Annotated in this window: 14 protein-coding genes; 2 read left to right on the top strand and 12 right to left on the bottom strand. The window is 72.8% G+C overall.

All coding sequences use genetic code 11. From position 1 onward, the window contains the following. Positions 1-37: 37 nt before the first annotated feature. On the bottom strand, positions 38-679 hold the full coding sequence (locus AB0K34_RS26820) for a response regulator transcription factor (protein WP_301174533.1): 642 nt from the start codon (positions 677-679) through the stop codon (positions 38-40). Beyond that, a complete protein-coding gene (locus AB0K34_RS26815) occupies positions 676-1,893 on the bottom strand; it encodes an ATP-binding protein (protein ID WP_364551602.1) in 1,218 nt (405 codons plus the stop codon). Before AB0K34_RS26815 ends, AB0K34_RS26820 begins: the two co-directional genes overlap by 4 nt. Between AB0K34_RS26815 and AB0K34_RS26810 the strand changes: the two genes are divergently transcribed. Beyond that, positions 1,882-3,783 carry a protein-arginine deiminase family protein gene (locus AB0K34_RS26810; protein WP_364551600.1) on the top strand — a complete coding sequence of 634 codons (1,902 nt, stop codon included), beginning with the start codon at positions 1,882-1,884 and terminating at the stop codon, positions 3,781-3,783. The genes AB0K34_RS26815 and AB0K34_RS26810 overlap by 12 nt on opposite strands. A gap of 226 nt (positions 3,784-4,009) precedes the next feature. Here AB0K34_RS26810 and AB0K34_RS26805 read toward each other — a convergent pair whose 3' ends face one another. From AB0K34_RS26805 to AB0K34_RS26790, 4 genes are all read right to left on the bottom strand, one after another. Further along, a complete protein-coding gene (locus tag AB0K34_RS26805; RefSeq protein ID WP_364551598.1) occupies positions 4,010-4,270 on the bottom strand; it encodes a hypothetical protein in 261 nt (86 codons plus the stop codon). A gap of 144 nt (positions 4,271-4,414) precedes the next feature. After that, the gene (locus AB0K34_RS26800; RefSeq protein WP_364551595.1) at positions 4,415-4,999 is read right to left on the bottom strand and encodes a Uma2 family endonuclease; all 585 of its coding nucleotides are present in this window, start codon (positions 4,997-4,999) and stop codon (positions 4,415-4,417) included. 135 nt (positions 5,000-5,134) lie between these two features. After that, positions 5,135-7,069 (bottom strand): serine/threonine-protein kinase, encoded by a 1,935-nt coding sequence (locus AB0K34_RS26795; protein WP_364551592.1) that lies wholly within the window; start codon positions 7,067-7,069, stop codon positions 5,135-5,137. 83 nt (positions 7,070-7,152) lie between these two features. Further along, complete coding sequence (locus AB0K34_RS26790) at positions 7,153-8,481, bottom strand: cytochrome P450 (protein ID WP_364551590.1); 1,329 nt, start codon at positions 8,479-8,481, stop codon at positions 7,153-7,155. Positions 8,482-8,597: 116 nt separating this feature from the next. On the opposite strand from AB0K34_RS26790, the gene AB0K34_RS26785 reads away from it, so the two are divergent. Further along, positions 8,598-9,251 carry a TetR/AcrR family transcriptional regulator gene (locus AB0K34_RS26785; RefSeq protein WP_364551588.1) on the top strand — a complete coding sequence of 218 codons (654 nt, stop codon included), beginning with the start codon at positions 8,598-8,600 and terminating at the stop codon, positions 9,249-9,251. 78 nt (positions 9,252-9,329) lie between these two features. Here AB0K34_RS26785 and AB0K34_RS26780 read toward each other — a convergent pair whose 3' ends face one another. The 6 genes from AB0K34_RS26780 to AB0K34_RS26755 form a co-directional block, all read right to left on the bottom strand. Then, positions 9,330-9,761, bottom strand: a complete 432-nt coding sequence (locus AB0K34_RS26780) for a DoxX family protein (protein ID WP_364551585.1) — start codon at positions 9,759-9,761, stop codon at positions 9,330-9,332. Positions 9,762-9,924: 163 nt separating this feature from the next. Next, entirely contained in the window at positions 9,925-10,641 is a 717-nt protein-coding gene (locus AB0K34_RS26775) for a GNAT family N-acetyltransferase (protein WP_364551583.1), read from the bottom strand. Further along, a complete protein-coding gene (locus AB0K34_RS26770) occupies positions 10,638-11,210 on the bottom strand; it encodes a TetR family transcriptional regulator (protein WP_364551581.1) in 573 nt (190 codons plus the stop codon). Before AB0K34_RS26770 ends, AB0K34_RS26775 begins: the two co-directional genes overlap by 4 nt. 13 nt (positions 11,211-11,223) lie before the next feature. Further along, positions 11,224-13,362: an MMPL family transporter gene (locus AB0K34_RS26765; protein WP_364551579.1), complete on the bottom strand. Its 2,139-nt coding sequence runs from the start codon at positions 13,360-13,362 to the stop codon at positions 11,224-11,226. Positions 13,363-13,483: 121 nt separating this feature from the next. After that, positions 13,484-14,251, bottom strand: a complete 768-nt coding sequence (locus AB0K34_RS26760) for an antibiotic biosynthesis monooxygenase (RefSeq protein WP_364551577.1) — start codon at positions 14,249-14,251, stop codon at positions 13,484-13,486. A 71-nt stretch (positions 14,252-14,322) separates the two neighbouring features. Continuing rightward, entirely contained in the window at positions 14,323-16,302 is a 1,980-nt protein-coding gene (locus AB0K34_RS26755) for an APC family permease (protein ID WP_240807876.1), read from the bottom strand. Positions 16,303-16,385: the final 83 nt, after the last annotated feature.

The following is a 16,385-nucleotide window of genomic DNA, read 5'->3' as shown; positions in this document are numbered from 1 at the left end:
AAGTAGGGAGCAATAGGGAACTTTAAGACCCGCTTCGTCAGCCGAGTCGGCCGGTCTGCCAGGCCCAGGCGGCGATCTCAACGCGGTTCCGGACGCCCAGCTTGTGCTGAATGCTCGCGACGTGGGTCTTGGCGGTGCCGGGCGTGATGGACAGCTCGGCGGCGATCTCCGCGTTGGTGCGGCCCCGCGCGACGAGCGTCGCGACCTCGGCCTCGCGGCCGGTGAGGCTGCCGTCGTCGGCGCGCGGGCGGGGCGGGGCGAAGCGGCGCAGCAGCCGGGTGGTGATCGTGGGGCTGATGAGCGCGTCCCCCGCCGCGGCCGCGCGGACGCCCTCCACCAGCAGCGTGGGGCCGGAGCGCTTCAGCAGGAAGCCGCAGGCGCCGTCGCGCAGGGCCGTGTACACGTACTCGTCGAGGTCGAAGGTGGTGACGACGAGCACCCGGAGCGGATCGGGCACGCCGGGGCCCGCCAGCAGCCGGGTGACCTCCAGGCCGTCCATGCGGGGCATCCGGATGTCCGCGAGGACGACGTCGGGACGCAGCCGCCGGGCCAGGTCGACGGCGGCGGCGCCGTCGGCGGCCTCCCCGACCACCTCCATGTCGGGCTGGGCGTCCAGGATGATGCGGAAGCCGCCACGGACGTCATCCTGGTCGTCGGCGATGACGATCCGAGTGGTCATGGCGGCGATCGTAGTGGGATCAGGGCGATCACCCGCCAGCCCCGATCACCGGCGGGACCTGCGCGGAAGTCGCCGCCGAGGGCCTCGACGCGCTCGGCGGTCCCGGGGAGCCCGAGGCCGCCGCGCCGCCGTTCGCGCCGCCGACCCGTGCGGCCTCCGGGGCCGTCGTCGGTGACGGCGACGCGCAGGTGCGGCCCGGTCGCGGTGACGGACACCTCTACGGCGGTCGCGCCCGGGGCGTGCCGCCGGACGTTCGTCAGGGCCTCGACGACCAGCCGGTACGCCGTCGCCGCGACCTCGGGAGGAGGGGTGACGTCCTCCATCGTCAGCCGGGCCCGGGCCCCGTCCGACGTGCTGAACCGGTCTACCAGCGCGGGCAGTTCGTCCAGGCCGTGGGGGCCGTCGCGGGGGCCGTCGTCGTGGAGCATGTGGACGGTGCGGTCCAGTGAGGCCATCGCGCGCGCCCCGGCCGCCTCGATCCGCCGGAGCGCCGCCGCGGGGTCGCCGCCGAGCTGGGCGGCCTGCGCCTGGACGATCATCCCGCCGACCTCGTGGGCGACGAAGTCGTGCAGGTCGCGCGCCAGGTCGAGGCGCTGCGCGCGCCGCGCCTCGGCCACCGACCGGGACCGCCGCGCGTCCAGCGACCGCAGGTACAGCCCACTGCCGGCGGCGACCGCCGCGCCGAGCCCGCAGAACAGGCAGCCGAGCACCGCGCCGCGCGCGCTCGCGGGCGGGACGACGTGCAGCGTCAGCCGCAGCGGGAGCACGGTCACCGCGACGGCGGCCGCCACTCCCGCGAGCGCGGCGGGACGGGCGTCCGCGCGCCGCACCACCAGATGGAGGACGACCGCCGCCGCGACCGACTCCGCCAGCCACCAACCGGCCGTCCGGTTTCCGGCGGGCCCCTGGAAGGCCAGGGTCGCGGCCAGCGAGCCGGCTCCGGCCGCGCCCGCGATCGCGCCCGGCCGGACGTCCGGAAACGCGAGCATGAGGACCAGCGCGGCACCGGTCAGCCAGGCCGAAAGCGTGATCAACGGCCCCACGCCCGGCGTGCCCGCGGCGGCGGCCATCGCGAGGGCGGCGATCAGCGCTCCGGCGGTGAGGGCGCGCGGGCGCCTCTGCCGAACGGACGAGGTGCCCGCCGCGAAGATCTGCCGAACGGTCGATGCCCGTCCGGGGCCATGATCGCGAGGCTTGTCCCCATGAACGGTCACAAGCGAATCGTACGAACCGGGCTGGCCGCTGCCGCGGTGGCCTGCCTCGCGGGCTGCGGCATCACGGCCGAGGCGGCGCTGGCGGGCGCGCCGTCGGCGTCGTCCGGCAACGCGCTGCTGCGCGCCGACACCGACCGCGACGGACGGCTGTCACCCGCCGACGACGCGCGGCGCGGAGCGTGGACGGCCACGCGCGGGGCGATCATGCTGCCGAACCTCGACGACGACGCCTCCCGCTGCCCGACGGCCGGTGCGAACGACAAGCGCCTCACCGACGCCGCGTTGGCGGCGTGCAACGACGCGTCGGACGCGGTTGTGAACGGCGCAGCCGACGCCGCCGACCTGGCGCCGCTGGAGATCCCGGCGATGAAGGGCGTGTCCGGTTCCGCGCGGGCGGCGCTGCATCCCGACGCCCGGTCGCGGAGCAAGGTGCGGATCTTCGTCCAGCGCGGCGGGCGCCTCACGGCACTCGGCGCGGACGGCGCGATCACCGCGGAGGAACTCCGCCGCGGGGTGCGGCTCGCGGTCGAGGCCCGCGACGTCGTCCGCGACCCGGCCGTCTGGTCAGGGTTCAGCGACCTCACGCTGACGGTCGCCGACGGCGGGCGGACCCGCTCCGACAAGGTGCGGCTGCGCGTGGCGCCCGTCCTCTTCCAGCACGACCTCCTCCCCCTGGACCGCGCCGTCGTCGCGAACCCCAAGGCCCCCGTCACGCTGGAGAAGGGCAAGGCCCCCGACAAGCCCGTCAAGGGCCAGGAGGCGTACCGGCGCGACCTGCGGCGGGCACTGGACGCCGAGGGGCTGCGCAAACCGTTCATCGAGTCCCCGGCCGGGGGCGACCAGTGGATGGGCGACATGTTCAAGGCGGGCTACGCGTCCATGCCGGGCCCGGGCGGCAGGGAGCACCGCATCGTGGTGAACCTCAGGTCCCCGGCCGTGACCCCCGACTTCCCCGCCCGCGACCGCCCGCTGCGGGACGCGTCCCGCCCGGTGTTCACCATGATGCGCGGACCGGGCGTCGCGGGGATCCAGGAGTTCGACGCCACGGCGGTCGACCGCCCCGACGACAACCTGTACTACGGGTCGGCCAGTTCGAGCGGCAACTTCGGGACGATCCCGCCCTACGGCAAGTACCGCACCGGCCGGATCGTCTACGGCGGCGAGGGCAAGTTCACCCCCGACGCGAAGTTCGTCCGGATGCTGGAGGCGCAGGGCTACCAGGACCCGATCGCCGTCGACACGAGCTGGCTCGGCGTCGGCCACATCGACGAGTTCCTCCACTTCGTCCCCCGGCGCGGCGGCAAGGGCTGGGCCATGGTCATCGCGGACCCGCGGCTGGGCATGGACCTGCTGAAGAAGGTCGCCGCCACCGGCGGCGGAGGGCAGCGGCTGGTCGAGGGCGTCGCCCCGTCCAACACGCAGTTCCCCGGCCTCACGGTCGCCCAGGCCCTCCGCAAGCCGGAACTGGTGAACGGCACCCGCATCGCGGCGGCGGGCGTCGACCGGGCGCTGCGGCAGTTCCGCGAGAAGGCCGGGATCACCGAACGCGACGTCATCCGCGTCCCCGCGCTGTTCGCCAAGATCGACCTGCCCGGCGACTACCCGCGCAAGGACCTGACCGTCACCTACCTGCCGGACGCCGCCAACGGCATCAGCACCGGCACCGGCGGATACCTCGCCCCGGCCCAGCACGGGCCACGGCAGGGCGGCCAAGACGTCTTCCAGCAAGCCACTGAGCGGGCACTTGGCACGGCAGGCGTCCGCGTCCACTGGATCGAGGACTGGGACTACTCCCACTACGTCGGCACGGCCGGCGGCGACATCCACTGCGTCACCAACGTCCAACGCAACCTGGCCACCACCACCCCCTGGTGGCACTCCACCCGCTGACCCGGCCCCTGGAGCGTCCGGATGGGGTGAGCCAGGGGTCCGGGATCGGCTCCACGCCCGCTATCCAGGGGCGCAGGCGGGTGTAGACGGCCGGTACCGCACCAAGGATGGGCGTCGGGCAGGGCATGCGTCGGACGTACCGCAGAGCCGGGCGACTGCCGAGGAGGGAACGCGACCGGTCCCGGCCGCAGGGTCGCGGCTCGGGACCGGCGAAGAGGTGGATCTGTCAGTCGGCGCAGATCGCGAAGACACTGATACCGACGTCGTTGTAGCCGATCTGGCGGCCGAGCGCGATCCAGCCGCGACCGTCCTCTCTCGGGAAGGAGCCGACGAGGATGGCGCCGTTGCCTCGCGCCTCGCCGCCGCCTCCGAGGACGTGCTTGCTGCCCGGGCAGTAGACGACCCGGCGCTGGAAGTTGGGGACGTCGGCGTTCGGCAGGGTGACGATCTGGTACCCCGGCGGCAGCGCTGCGGCCTTGTCCCTCACCTCCGCGGCCGCGTCCGTCCCACTCCTAAAGTGGCTTCTCACAGGTGGGGGTTGCCTAGTAGACGGCTGTGGCCTCACACCCGTTGACCGGCTTCCCGCTCCGGGACGCGCCGGCGGTGGGTGAACGTCGGCGCCTCGCTGATCTCAGCGTTCGCGGACGGACTTGAGCTCGATGTCGAGATCGAACGGCACCGTTGCGGTGAGCCGGTCGTGGTGCACGCCGGTCGCAACGTATCCATCCGTGGCGTCGTCCAGCTCATACGTGTAGACGGCGAACGCCGGTGCGGTCTGGTCGGTCTCCACGCGCCAGTAGTGCCGGATCCGGGCCTCCGCGTAGAGCGTCGGCTGTATCCGCCGATCCCTGCGCTTGGTGGACGGTGACACCACTTCGACGACCAGAGCCACGAGATCGGCCTGGATGGGACGTTCATAGACGTCGTGCTCGGCGGAGTACACGACGATGTCCGGGGCGATTTCGACCGGCTCGGCCTCGTCGTCGTCCAGAAGGACGTCCACATCGGTGTCGACCTGCCAGGCATCGGGCGCGGCGTCCTCGATACGGGTCGCCAAGCGCCGCGCGATGCGCTGGTGGATCGGCCGAGGCCGTGGATTCACGACGAGTTCTCCATGGATGAGGCTCACACGTACCGGGAGGTCTTCGGGCAGCGCCTCGTAGTCTGCCCGAGTCCAGGTGTCACCGGACGGCAATGGAAGAGTCAGCGCATGCATGGCTCGTAGCGCCTCCGGTCGAGGTCGGTGCGGGTACTTAGCAGGGTACCTTCAGCACTGTCCGCCGCCCCTGCGTCGTCTCCAGCACTCTGTTGCGCTGGTTGGTGTCGCGCGGGGTCGGCCCCTGACGGTGGTTTAGGCGGGTGTTTGTTGGAGGGCTGGGGGGACGTGCCATAGGCGTATGGCGTTGTCGGAGCCTGCGGTGGCCAGGGTCTTGCCGTCTGGACTGAAGGCCACCGAACGGACGGTGCCCTCAATGCCGGTGATGCGGTCACCGTGAGGTTTGCCGGTGGCCACGTCCCACAGCTGCACTGTTTCGTCCGAGCTACCGGTGGCCAGGGTCTTGCCGTCCGGGCTGAACGCGACCGCGTTGACGTCTTCCGTGTGGTTGATGAAGGACTGGGGGAGCTGGGTGCGGGTGGCCACGTCCCACAGGCGCACGTCGTCCTGCTTCTTCTCGCCGGCACCGGCCAGCAGCTTGCCGTCGGGGCTGAACGCCACCGCGAGGACGCCGTTGGTGTCGCCTGTGATGTCACGGGCGCGGGGCTTGCGGCCCGACACGTCCCACAACACCACGTCGTAGGCGTCTCCGGCCAGGATCCTGCCGCGCGGGCTGAACGCGATCGAGTCGAAGGTGCCGAGCTGTTCGAGGGGACCGCCGATGGGTCGGCGGGTGGACGCGTTCCGCAGCAGGAGGGTGCCCACGTCAGCGGTGGCCAGCAGCTTGCCGTCAGAGCTGAAGGCCACCGCCCGGACGGGGTCCTCGTGTTCGGTGAGGGGCTTGCCGAGGGGTTTGCGGGTGGCCACGTCCCACACGCGCACGGTCGTGTCCCGGCTGCCGGTGGCCAGGGTCCTTCCGTCGGGGCTGAACGCCAGCGACGTGACCTCTTTCTCGTGGCCGGTGAGGGGTGTGCCGAGGGGTGTGCGGGAGGCGACGTCCCACAACCGCACTGTGTCGTCGTCGCCTGCAGAGGCGAGGATCTTGCCGTCGGGGCTGAACGCCACCGCGTTGACGGAGCCCGTGTGGCCGGTCAGCGGTTGCCCGATGGGGAACGGTGCGGTGGGAGGAGGCGACGTGATGCGGCGGGGCCGTCCCGACTCGCCGGTCTGGGTCGCGAAGTAGCCGACGGGGACGGCCAGGGCGAGGGCCGCGATGCCCGCGGTGACGAGATAGGCGCGGCGGGAGAGCTGCGGGACGGCGAGGTCCGGGGCCGGCAGGGCCGGTTCGGTGGCTGCGGGCGCGGCGGCGGCCTGACCGGCGAGGGCCGCGAGGGCGGCCGCGGCGGCCTTGGCGGTGGGACGCTGGCGGGGGTCGCGGCGCAGCAGGTCGTGCAGGACCGGCGCCAGCCGCCGGGCACGCTGGACGGGGGCCGGATCGCCCCGGGCGATGGCCAGCAGCAGCGCCGCCATGGTGCCGCCGCTGAACGCGGGCCGTCCCTCGACGGCGGCGTACAGGGTGGCGCCCAGCGACCACATGTCGGACGCGGCGGTCGCCTCCCGGTCGTTGACCTGCTCAGGGGACAGGTAGGCGGGGGTGCCCAGCAGCGCGCCCGTGGCGGTGAGGGTGGTCTCGCCGGGGACGACGGCGAGCCCGAAGTCGGACACCACGACCCGCCGTCCCTCCAGCAGGATGTTGGCGGGCTTGATGTCGCGGTGCACGATCCCCGCCTCATGCGCGACGGCCAGCGCCTCCGCGATCTGCGCGCCGATGCGGGCGGCCTCCGCCTCGTCCAGCGGCCCGTGGTCGCGGAGAAGGTCGGCGAGGGAGCGGCCCCGCACCAGTTCCATGACGATCCAGGGCAGGCCGTCGTCGTCGTGGAACTGGTCGTGGACGGTGATGACGCCCGGGTGCTTGAGCATGCCGACCGAGCGCGCCTCCCGCTCCATGCGCGCCACCAGCTGCTCGCGCTCCCCGGCCTCCAGGCTCAGCGGGAGTTTGAGCTGTTTGAGCGCCACGTCCCGGCGCATCCGCTCATCGTGCGCACGCCAGACGGCGCCCATGCCGCCCTCGCCCAGCACCTCCAGCAGCCGATACCGGCCGAGCACGACCTTTCCCACGTCCCGCGTCACAGCGGCACAGTAGTCACACCGAGCCGTGCCTCGATAGTGCCCCGCGCCCCTTGGTGATCAGCGGAACACGGGTGCGGCGGACGTCATGCCGAGGTGCGGGCGGTGGGCGGGGTGAAGGTGCAGGGGAGGCGCTTGTAGCCGTTGATGAAGCCGGACTTCAGGCGGTCGGGGTCGCCGGCGGCGATGTCGGGCAGGCGCGTGAACAGCTCGCGGAACATCACGGTGATCTCGCGGCGGGCCAGGTTGGCGCCCAGGCAGAAGTGCGGGCCGGGCCCGCCGAAACCGACGTGCGGGTTCGGCGAGCGCAGGATGTCGAAACGGTCGGGATCGGTGAAGACCGCCTCGTCCCGGTTGGCGGACCAGTAGAACAGCGTCACCCGCTCGCCCTTGCGGTAGGTGTGGCCGTTCATCTCGTAGTCGCGGGTGAGGTTGCGGCGCATGAAGATGACGGGGCTGCTGTAGCGGACGATCTCCTCGATGGCGCCGCCGATGCGCCCGTCGAAGTCCTCAAGGAGGAGTTCGCGCTGGTCGGGGTGCTCGGTGAACAGCTTCAGGCCGTGCGCGATCGCGTTGCGCGTCGTCTCGTTCCCGGCGACGACGAGCAGCAGGAAGAAGGCGGCGAACTCGCGGGGGCTGAGCCGCTCGCCGTCGACGTTGGCGTTCACCAGCGCCGAGGTCAGGTCGTCGGTCGGCGCGGCCCGGCGCTCCCGCCCGAGCTTGAACGCCAGCCGGTGCAGCCGCCACCCCGCCGACGCCACGGTGCCCAGCATCCGCATCGTGGCGAGCCGGCCGATCTTCGGCTCGGCGCCGCCGTACTCGAAGGTCGCGCCCACGTACTCGGGGTCGCTGTAGCCGACGATGATGTTCGTCCACTCCACCACCCGGCGGTGGTGCCGGACGGGGATGCCGAGCATGTCGCAGATGACCTCGACCGGCAGCCGCGCCGCGCACCCGGACACGAAGTCGCCGCCGCCCGCCTCGATCAGCTCGTCCACGATCCGGGCGGCGCGGCGCGCGATGTCGTCCTCGGCCTTGGCGAGCATCTTCGGGGTGAACGCCCGGGACACGATCCGGCGGATCTTGGCGTGCCGCGGATCGTCCATGTCGATCATCGAGTTGAAGTACTTGTCCATCCAGCGCGGCATGTCGGCCGGGCTGGTGGCGCTGGGCTCGCTGCTGAACACCTCCGGGTTGCGGCTGGCCTCCGTCACCTCGGCGTGGTGGGTCAGCGCCCAGGACCCCGGGCTCTGCGGGAGGAAGGGCAGCTTCGGCAGGACGAGGAACACCGGCTTCGGCTGGGCCCGCAGCACCGCGAACGCCTCCGCCCGCTCATGGAGGGGGCGCGTCCAGAAGCGCAGGTCGCTCAGGTCGATGTCCGCCGGCGTCAGCTTTCGGGGGGTCTCCGTGGCCATCCGGACCTCACGCTCCCGTCTCGTCCGCGATTCTGGTGAAGCGTCACACCAGATATCTGGTGCTCAGCGTCCCCAGATTCGCGGATGAAGTCAAGGGATGGGGCACAATCTGGGCTGTGACCTCCGAGCCCGCACCCGCGCGCCCGTACCGCGGCGTGCCCGCCGACCAGCGCCGCGCCCGCCGCCGCGCCGCGCTGCTGGCGGCCGGGCTGGACCTGCTGGGCACCGAGGGGCTGGCGGCCACGACCGTCCGGAAGGTGTGCGTGCGGGCCGGGCTCAACGACCGCTACTTCTACGAGAACTTCCCGGACCGGGACGCCCTGCTCCTCGCGGTCGTCGACGACCAGGTCGCCCTGGGCACGGACGTGATCCTGTCGGCCGCCCACCGGGCGCCCCGCCAGCCGCAGGCCCGCACCCGCGCCGCGGTGACCGCCGTCCTCGACTTCCTGACCGGCGACCCGCGCCGCGCCCACATCCTCACCCACGCGTTCCCCGCCTCACCGCTGCTCCAGCAGCGGCGCATCGAGATCGTCCGGACGCTGGCCGCGATCTTCGCCGCCGAGACCCACGAGACCCTGGACCAGGTCCTGCTGCCCGACGTCGACCTGGAACTGACCGGCCTGACCCTCACGGCCGGCCTGTGGGACCTGTTCACCGGCTGGTTCCGCGGAGACCTCGGCATCGACCGCGACCACCTGATCAACTACACGGTCGCCCTGGTTCTGAGCACCACCGAACTCGCCGCTCCCCTCCACAACCGCCTCCACTGACCCGCCGCACCGAGCGGACATGCCGAAACGGCCTGCCCGGGGACGGGATGGCCTCGGGCAGGCCGTGTCTTCGTGTGGTCAGCGCTTGAGGGAGTGCAGGAGTTCGCGGGTGTCGTGGCGGCGGTTCCAGGCGATGGCGGCGAAGATGACGGCGAACGCGGCGGGCATCAGGCTCCAGGCCGGGTCCAGGACCAGCAGGTGGGTGGTGACGGCGCCGGCCATCAGGCCGATCAGCCCGGTCGCGGCGAGCCCCGCCAGGCGCGGGACCAGCAGCCCGATCGCGCCCGACACCTCGACGATCCCGGTGACGTAGCGGAACCACTGGCCCCACCCGATCAGGTCGAAGGTCTCCACGGCGTCGGCCTGCCCGACCAGCTTGGGCAGCCCCGACGCGATCAGCAGGAACGCCGCGAGCAGAACCTGCGGCACCCACAGCACCCTGCGCACCGAGCCACCGTCAACAGCGGCGGCGGTGGGGGACTGGACGGTCTGGGCGGTCTGAGCGGTCATGGCGGTGGTCCTTCCGTGCGGTGCATCTCATCGGCCTTCACTGACGCGTCGCACGAACCCCGACCGGATCGACATCCCCGCCCGATTTTCTTCAAGATTTTTTCGAGACCACATAAGCCCAGGTCAGAGCGACAGTAAGTCCATGCCGGCCTTGAGGCGGGCGTTACGGGACGCGGAAGCCGCGGAAGGTCACTTTTCGCCGGGGCTCGAAACCGAGGCGTTCGTAGAGGGCTATCGCGCCCGTGTTGTCCGCGGCCACGTGCAGGAAGGGACGGTCGCCTCGGGACGTGATGCGGGCCGCCAGGGAGTGGATCAGGCGGGCCGCGTGGCCGTGGCCGCGTGCCTCGGGGGCGGTGCAGACGGTGCTGATCTCCGTCCAGCCGGGAGGGCGGAGCCGTTCGCCCGCCATCGCCACCAGGGCGCCGCCCTCGCGAACGCCCAGATAGGTGCCGAGTTCGTGGGTGCGCGGCCAGAACGGTCCAGGGCGGGTGCGTGCGACGAGGTCCAGCATGTCCGGCACGTCGCGCTCGCTCAGTTCGACCACGGCGGGGTCGGTGTCGGGGAGGGCGCCGTCCGGCCAGAGCATCTGGAGGCCGTCCAGGACGAAGACCGGCTCCCAGTCCGGTGGGGGGATGGCGGGGCTGCTGAACATGTCGGCGAACCCGCCGGGGCCGAGCAGCCGGGCGAGGTCGGCCCAGTCGGCCGGGCCGGGGTCGGCGGGGACGGCGGAGAAGGTCGCGACGTCCGGGAGGTAGGTGGCGGCCCTGCCCCGGCGGCGGCCGAGGTGCGCGTGGTGGCCTCGCAGGGACTCGCCCACGGGGTCGTCGAGCGCGGTGTCGTCGAGCGGGGTGTCGTCGAGCGGGGTGTCGTCGCGGTTCATGCCGGTTCGAGGGTGGAGAGGGCCTCGTCCAACGCCTCGGGGAGGTCGAGGGACGGGTCCTCCGACCAGCGGAGCATCAGGTCGAGCATGACGCCGAAGGCGGCGCCGGTCAGGGTGCGGATGTCGGCCACGGGGCGGCCGGAGCGCTCGGCGAGGATGCCGTTCACGGTCCGCAGGGTGTCCATGAAGCTGCCGAACGCGACCCCGCGCAGGGCGGGGACGGAGAGGATCAGCACGGTCCGGTCGCGGCCCGCCGCGAGTTCCTCGGCGGAGAAGCCGCCGAAGACCTCGCGGAGGGCGGCGCGGAGGGCCGCCACCGGGCTCAGGTCCGCGGGCTGCGCGCGGAGCGCGTCGAAGAAGACCGGGTCGGCGTCGTCGCTGACGACGAGGTCCTCCTTCGTCGGGAAGTAGCGGAAGACCGTCGTGTGCGCGACCTCGGCGGCCTGCGCGACCTGCTCGACGGTGGTGGCGTCGTAGCCGCGCTCGCGGAACAGGCGCAGGGCCTCCCGCTGGATCGCGGCCCGGGTCCTCGCCTTCTTCAGCTCCCGCAGGCCCTGCTTCGGCGCCATCGCCCGCCTTCCGTCATCTCGCCTCGGACGAGGAGCCTACTGTCACCGCCTCGGGGACGTCCCGGAGGCGCTCGCCCTCCACGTCCACCCGGGGCAGGACGCGGTCGAGGCGGGCGGGCAGCCACCAGCCGGCGCGGCCGAGCAGCGCCATCACCGCCGGGACGATCGTCAGCCGGACGAGGAACGCGTCGAAGAACACGGCGGCGGCGAGCGCGAAGCCGAACGACTGCACCATCGGGGTCACCGACAGGACGAAGCCCGCGAACACGCTGATCATGATGATGGCGGCGGCGGTGACGACGCGCGCTCCGTGGGCGAGGCCGGCGACGGCGGCGTCCGCCGGGGACGCGCCCCGGACGTGCTCCTCGCGCATGCGGGTGACGAGGAAGACCTGGTAGTCCATGGCGAGCCCGAAGACCATGCCGATCAGCATGACCGGCAGCAGGTTCACGATGACGCCGGACGAGTGGACGCCGAGCGGCCCGTTCAGCCATCCCCACTGGAACACGGCGACGACCGCGCCGAACGTGGCGGCGACGCTGAGCAGGAACCCGGCGGTCGCCTTGAGCGGCACCAGGATCGACCGGAACACCACGGTGAGCAGCAGGAACGCGAGGCCGATGACGAGCAGCAGGTAGGGGACGAGCGCGCCGGCGAGCTTCTCGGAGGTGTCGATGTCGATGGCGGTCTGCCCGGTGACCGCGACGCCGCGGGCGTGGAAGCGGTCCCGGATCGCGTGGACGAGGTCCTCGGTGGCCTCGGTGGTGGGCCCGGTGGCGGGGACGACGCCGACGAGTGCGGTGGTGCCGGCGGCGTCCATCACCGGGGCGTCGACGGAGGCGACGCCGTCCATGGCGGCCACGTCCTTCGCGACCTGTTCGGCGGCGGCGCGGGGCGCTTGCACGACGAGTGTCAGCGGGCCGTTGACGCCGGGGCCGAAACCGTCCGCCAGCAGATCGTAAGCCTTCCGCTGGGTGGTGTCGGACGGGGCGGTGCCGTCGTCCGGGAGGCCGAGTCGGAGGGCGGGCGCCGGCAGCGCGGCCACGAGCAGCGCGGTGACGGCCAGCACGAGGACCGGGACGGGACGGCCCACGACGAACCGGCCCCAGCGGCGTCCGGCCGGGACGGCGGGGCGGGAGGCGCGGGCGAGCGCGCGCCGACCGCCGAGGGCGCGGCGGCCGGCGAAGCCGAGCAGGGCGGGCAGCAGCGTCAGCGCGACCAGCACGGCGACGGACACGGTGAACGCGGCGGCGAGGCCGAGCTGGGTCAGCACGGGGATGTCCACGACGGCGAGTCCGGCGAGCGCGATGACGACGGTCAGCCCGGCGAACACCACGGCGGATCCGGCGGTGCCCGCCGCCCGTCCGGCCGCGTCGGCGGGTTCGCGCCCGTCCAGGACCTCCTGGCGGTAGCGGGCGATGATGAACAGCGCGTAGTCGATCGCGACCGCCAGGCCGAGCATGAGCGCGAGGGCCGGGGTGTCGGAGTTGAGCTCGACGAACGCGCCGGCGGCGGCGACGGCCGACACGCCGACGGCGATCCCGAACGCGGCGGTCAGCAGCGGCAGCCCGGCGGCGGTGAGGGACCCGAGCGTCACGAGGAGGACGAGCGCCGCGGCGACGACTCCGAGCAGCTCGCCGGCGCCCTCCTCGGGTGACGCGACGGCGTCGCCGCTCATCTCGACGCGGAGCCCGGGGACGGCGGCGGCCGTGCGCAGCGCGTCCCGGTCGGCACTGGTCAGCTCGTAGGCCGGGACGCGGTAGGCGACCTCGGCCAGTGCGATCCGTCCGTCGGGCGAGACGGTGCGCCGGGCGAAGGGGTCGGCGGCCTCGGCGACGTCCCGGGCGGCCTTGATCCGCGCGACGGCCCGCTGGACGGCGGCCCGGGTCGCGGGGTCGTCCAGCCGCCGCCCGGCGGGGGCGGCGAACACGACGCGGGCGTACGCGCCGCCGGCGGCCTGCGGGAAGCGCTCCTTGACCAGGTCGTTCGCGCGCTGCGCCTCGGTCCCCGGGACGGAGAACGAGTCCGGCGCCGGTTCCGACAGCGCGGCCGCGCCGGACACGGCGGCCACGAGCAGGCCCGTCCACAGCAGGACGACGAGCCGGCGCCGCCGGAAGCAGAACCGGCCGAGCCGGGACAGCAGGACCGCCATGAGACTCACTCCCTTTCGCTAGTACGATAGGAAGTGTTAGTCAGCTAGCGTTATTTGTCAAAGCCTGGAAACGCGGACGTGCCGCCCTCCGCGACGGGAGGACGGCACGTCTCGCGGGCCGCTACTTGGACGGGATGTAAGGCGGCGCCACGCCCCACCCCCAGTGGGGCATGGGCGCTTCGAGGGGCGGCTTGGCGTCGGACTGGGAGTTGGCGAGGGCGATCCGCGTGCCCCACTCGATGTAGGACGCGAACGCGGCGCGGAACTCGGGGTCGTCGGGGAGGCCGACTTCGTCCGCCGCGTCCATCAGGAGGGAGACCCAGCGGCGGCGCTGCGCCTCGGTGATGCCGCGCCGCAGGTGCTGCCGGACCATGTGGTGGTAGCCGCCGCGCTCCGCGCTGTAGCGCTCCGGGCCGCGGAACACCTCGCTCAGCCAGATCGCCACCCATTTCGGGTGGTCCGGGGCCATGTGCTCGAAGAGGGGGAAGAGCAGGTCGTCCTTGAGGACGCTCGTGTAGAAGACCTCGGTGAGGCGCTCGAACGCCTCGCTCCCGCCCGCCCAGTCGTACATCGTCGGGACGGACGATCCGGCGCCGGCCACCGGCGTCCGCTCGTAGTGCCGCATCTCCTCGATCTGCCGCACGTACGGCTTGATCTCGGCGAAGAAGGCGGGGAAGTGCTCGCCGCCGCGGAACCCCTTCATGTGGTCGTCGGCGGACGTCCAGCAGATGCGCAGGATGTAGGAGGACGGCTCCTCGACGCACCGCGACAGCTCGTAGTCGACGCACTGGGGCGCCGCGGCGAGCGGGACGGAGGCGCGCGCGTAGGCGGCCTCGAACGCGTCGGTGCGGTCCGGTTCGATGCGGTAGCGGATGTATTCGACGATCACGAGACCCCCAGGGCGCTTTCGGTCGGGGTAGTCAATGTAATCCTGTAATCATCCGACGGGAAGCGGAATGATCAATCCCGTGCGGCGGGGCGGCGGCGGAACCGCCCGGCGGAACGGCGGAGCCGGCCGGCCGAGCGGCGGAACCGGCCGGGTCCGGTGGAGCCGAGCCGCCACGGAACGCTGGTGACCATGACGCCCGGCCGGAACAGCAGCCGCGCCGTGAGGCGGAGCGCGCTCTGGTTGTGCAGGAGCTGCTCCCACCAGTGCCCCACGACGTACTCGGGGATGAACACGCAGACGACGTCGCGCGGGCTCTTGCGGTGGATGCGCGCGACATAGTCGAGGACGGGGCCGGTGATGTCGCGGTAGGGCGAGTCGAGGACGGTCAGCGGGATGGGGATGGCGTGCCGCGCCCACGCCTCCTCCAGCTCCCCGGTGTCGCGGCCGGAGGTGCGGACGGTCACGGCCGTGAGGGTGTCCGGGCGGGTCGCGCGGGCGAACGCGATGGCGCGCAGCGCGGGCGTGTGCAGCTTGGACACCAGCACGACCGCGTGGACGCGGCTCGGCAGGCCGACCGCCTCCTCGGGCGGCTCCAGCTCCGCGGCCAGGCGCGTGTAGTGCCCGCGGATGGACTTCATCATCATGAAGAGGACGGGCATGGCGATGACGACGATCCAGGCGCCGTGCGTGAACTTCGTGATCAGGACGACGACCAGCACCACGCCGGTGAGCGCCGCGCCGACGGCGTTGATCAGGCGGGCGCGCCGCAGCCGGGCCCGCTGCGGCCCGGCCGCGCGCCCGAGGAGGTCCGTCCAGTGCCGCACCATCCCGGTCTGGCTGAGGGTGAAGGAGACGAAGACCCCGATGATGTAGAGCTGGATGAGCCGGGTGGCGCTGGCCTGGAACGCCCAGATCAGGCCGCCCGCAAGGACGGCGAGGATCACGATGCCGTTGCTGAAGACGAGCCGGTCGCCGCGGCGGGAGAACTGCCGGGGCAGGAACTCGTCCTCGCCGAGGATGGAGGCCAGCGTCGGGAAGCCGTTGAAGGCGGTGTTGGCCGCCAGCACCAGGATCGCGGCGGTGAACCCGGCGACCAGGTAGAACGGCGGGGAACCGGCGCCGAACACCGCCGCGGCGATCTGGGCGATGACGGTCTTCTGCTCGTAGCCCGGCGGCGCGCCGGTCAGCAGTCCGGTGGAGCCGGCGACCCGCACCTGCGAGACCAGGGCGAGCGCGGTGATCCCGGCGAACATGGCGATGGTGATCCCGCCCATGATCGCCAATGTGGCGGCGGCGTTGCGGCTCTTGGGCGGCCGGAAGCTCGGGACGCCGTTGCTGACGGCCTCGACGCCGGTGAGCGCCGTGCAGCCCTGGGAGAAGGCGCGCAGGACCAGCGCGATGACCAGCCAGCCCGTCGTGCCGTGGGACGGCTCGATCCCGAAATGCGCCGACTCGGCCTGCGGGGCCTCGCCGACGAGCGTCCGTCCGGCGCCCCACAGGAGCATCGCCATGACCACGGTGATGAACCCGTAGGTCGGGATGGCGAAGACCGTCCCGGACTGCCGGACCCCGCGCAGGTTCATGATCGCCAGCAGCGCGACCAGGGCCACGGAGAGCTGTACCGTGTACGGCGCCAGGGCGGGCATCGCGGACGCGAGGTTGGCGACCCCGGCCGCCACCGACACCGCGACCGTCAGCACGTAGTCGACCAGCAGGGCGCTGGCGGCGGCCAGCGAGGCGTTCAGGCCCAGGTTCTCGCGGCTGACGACGTAGGCGCCGCCGCCGCTGGGGTAGGCGCGGCAGGTCTGCCGGTAGGAGAGCACGACCACCGCCAGCAGGACGATGACGGCCGCAGCGACCCACGGGGTGAGGTGGAGCAGCGCCGTCCCGCCGAGGCTGAGCGCGAGCAGGATCTCCTCGGTGGCGTAGGCGTTGGACGAGAGCGGGTCGCTGCAGAACACCGGCAGCGCGATCTTCTTCGGCAGCAGCGTCTCGCCCATCTGCGCGCTGCGCAGCGGCCGGCCGACCAGGAACCGCTTGGGAATGCTCACCGCTCTCCGCATCCATCGCGTGCGGCCGCCCGCGCCTCCGGCCGCGCGCCACCCGGCCGCGGCGCCCGCCCGGCCGCGCGGCC

This window comes from Actinomadura sp. NPDC049382, from assembly GCF_040677125.1.
Taxonomy (GTDB): Bacteria; Actinomycetota; Actinomycetes; order Streptosporangiales; family Streptosporangiaceae; genus Spirillospora; species Spirillospora geliboluensis.
Note: the sequence above shows the minus strand (reverse complement) of the source record. Positions and strands in the feature narration are given on the sequence as shown.

Excerpts from the sequence above, each read along its gene's own strand:
- AB0K34_RS26820 (WP_301174533.1), bottom strand. The coding sequence starts at position 679 with ATGACCACTCGGATCGTCATCGCCGACGACCAGGATGACGTCCGTGGC.
- AB0K34_RS26810 (WP_364551600.1), top strand. The coding sequence starts at position 1,882 with ATGAACGGTCACAAGCGAATCGTACGAACCGGGCTGGCCGCTGCCGCG.
- AB0K34_RS26800 (WP_364551595.1), bottom strand. The coding sequence starts at position 4,999 with ATGCATGCGCTGACTCTTCCATTGCCGTCCGGTGACACCTGGACTCGG.
- AB0K34_RS26790 (WP_364551590.1), bottom strand. The coding sequence starts at position 8,481 with ATGGCCACGGAGACCCCCCGAAAGCTGACGCCGGCGGACATCGACCTG.
- AB0K34_RS26780 (WP_364551585.1), bottom strand. The coding sequence starts at position 9,761 with ATGACCGCTCAGACCGCCCAGACCGTCCAGTCCCCCACCGCCGCCGCT.
- AB0K34_RS26775 (WP_364551583.1), bottom strand. The coding sequence starts at position 10,641 with ATGAACCGCGACGACACCCCGCTCGACGACACCCCGCTCGACGACACC.
- AB0K34_RS26770 (WP_364551581.1), bottom strand. The coding sequence starts at position 11,210 with ATGGCGCCGAAGCAGGGCCTGCGGGAGCTGAAGAAGGCGAGGACCCGG.
- AB0K34_RS26765 (WP_364551579.1), bottom strand. The coding sequence starts at position 13,362 with ATGGCGGTCCTGCTGTCCCGGCTCGGCCGGTTCTGCTTCCGGCGGCGC.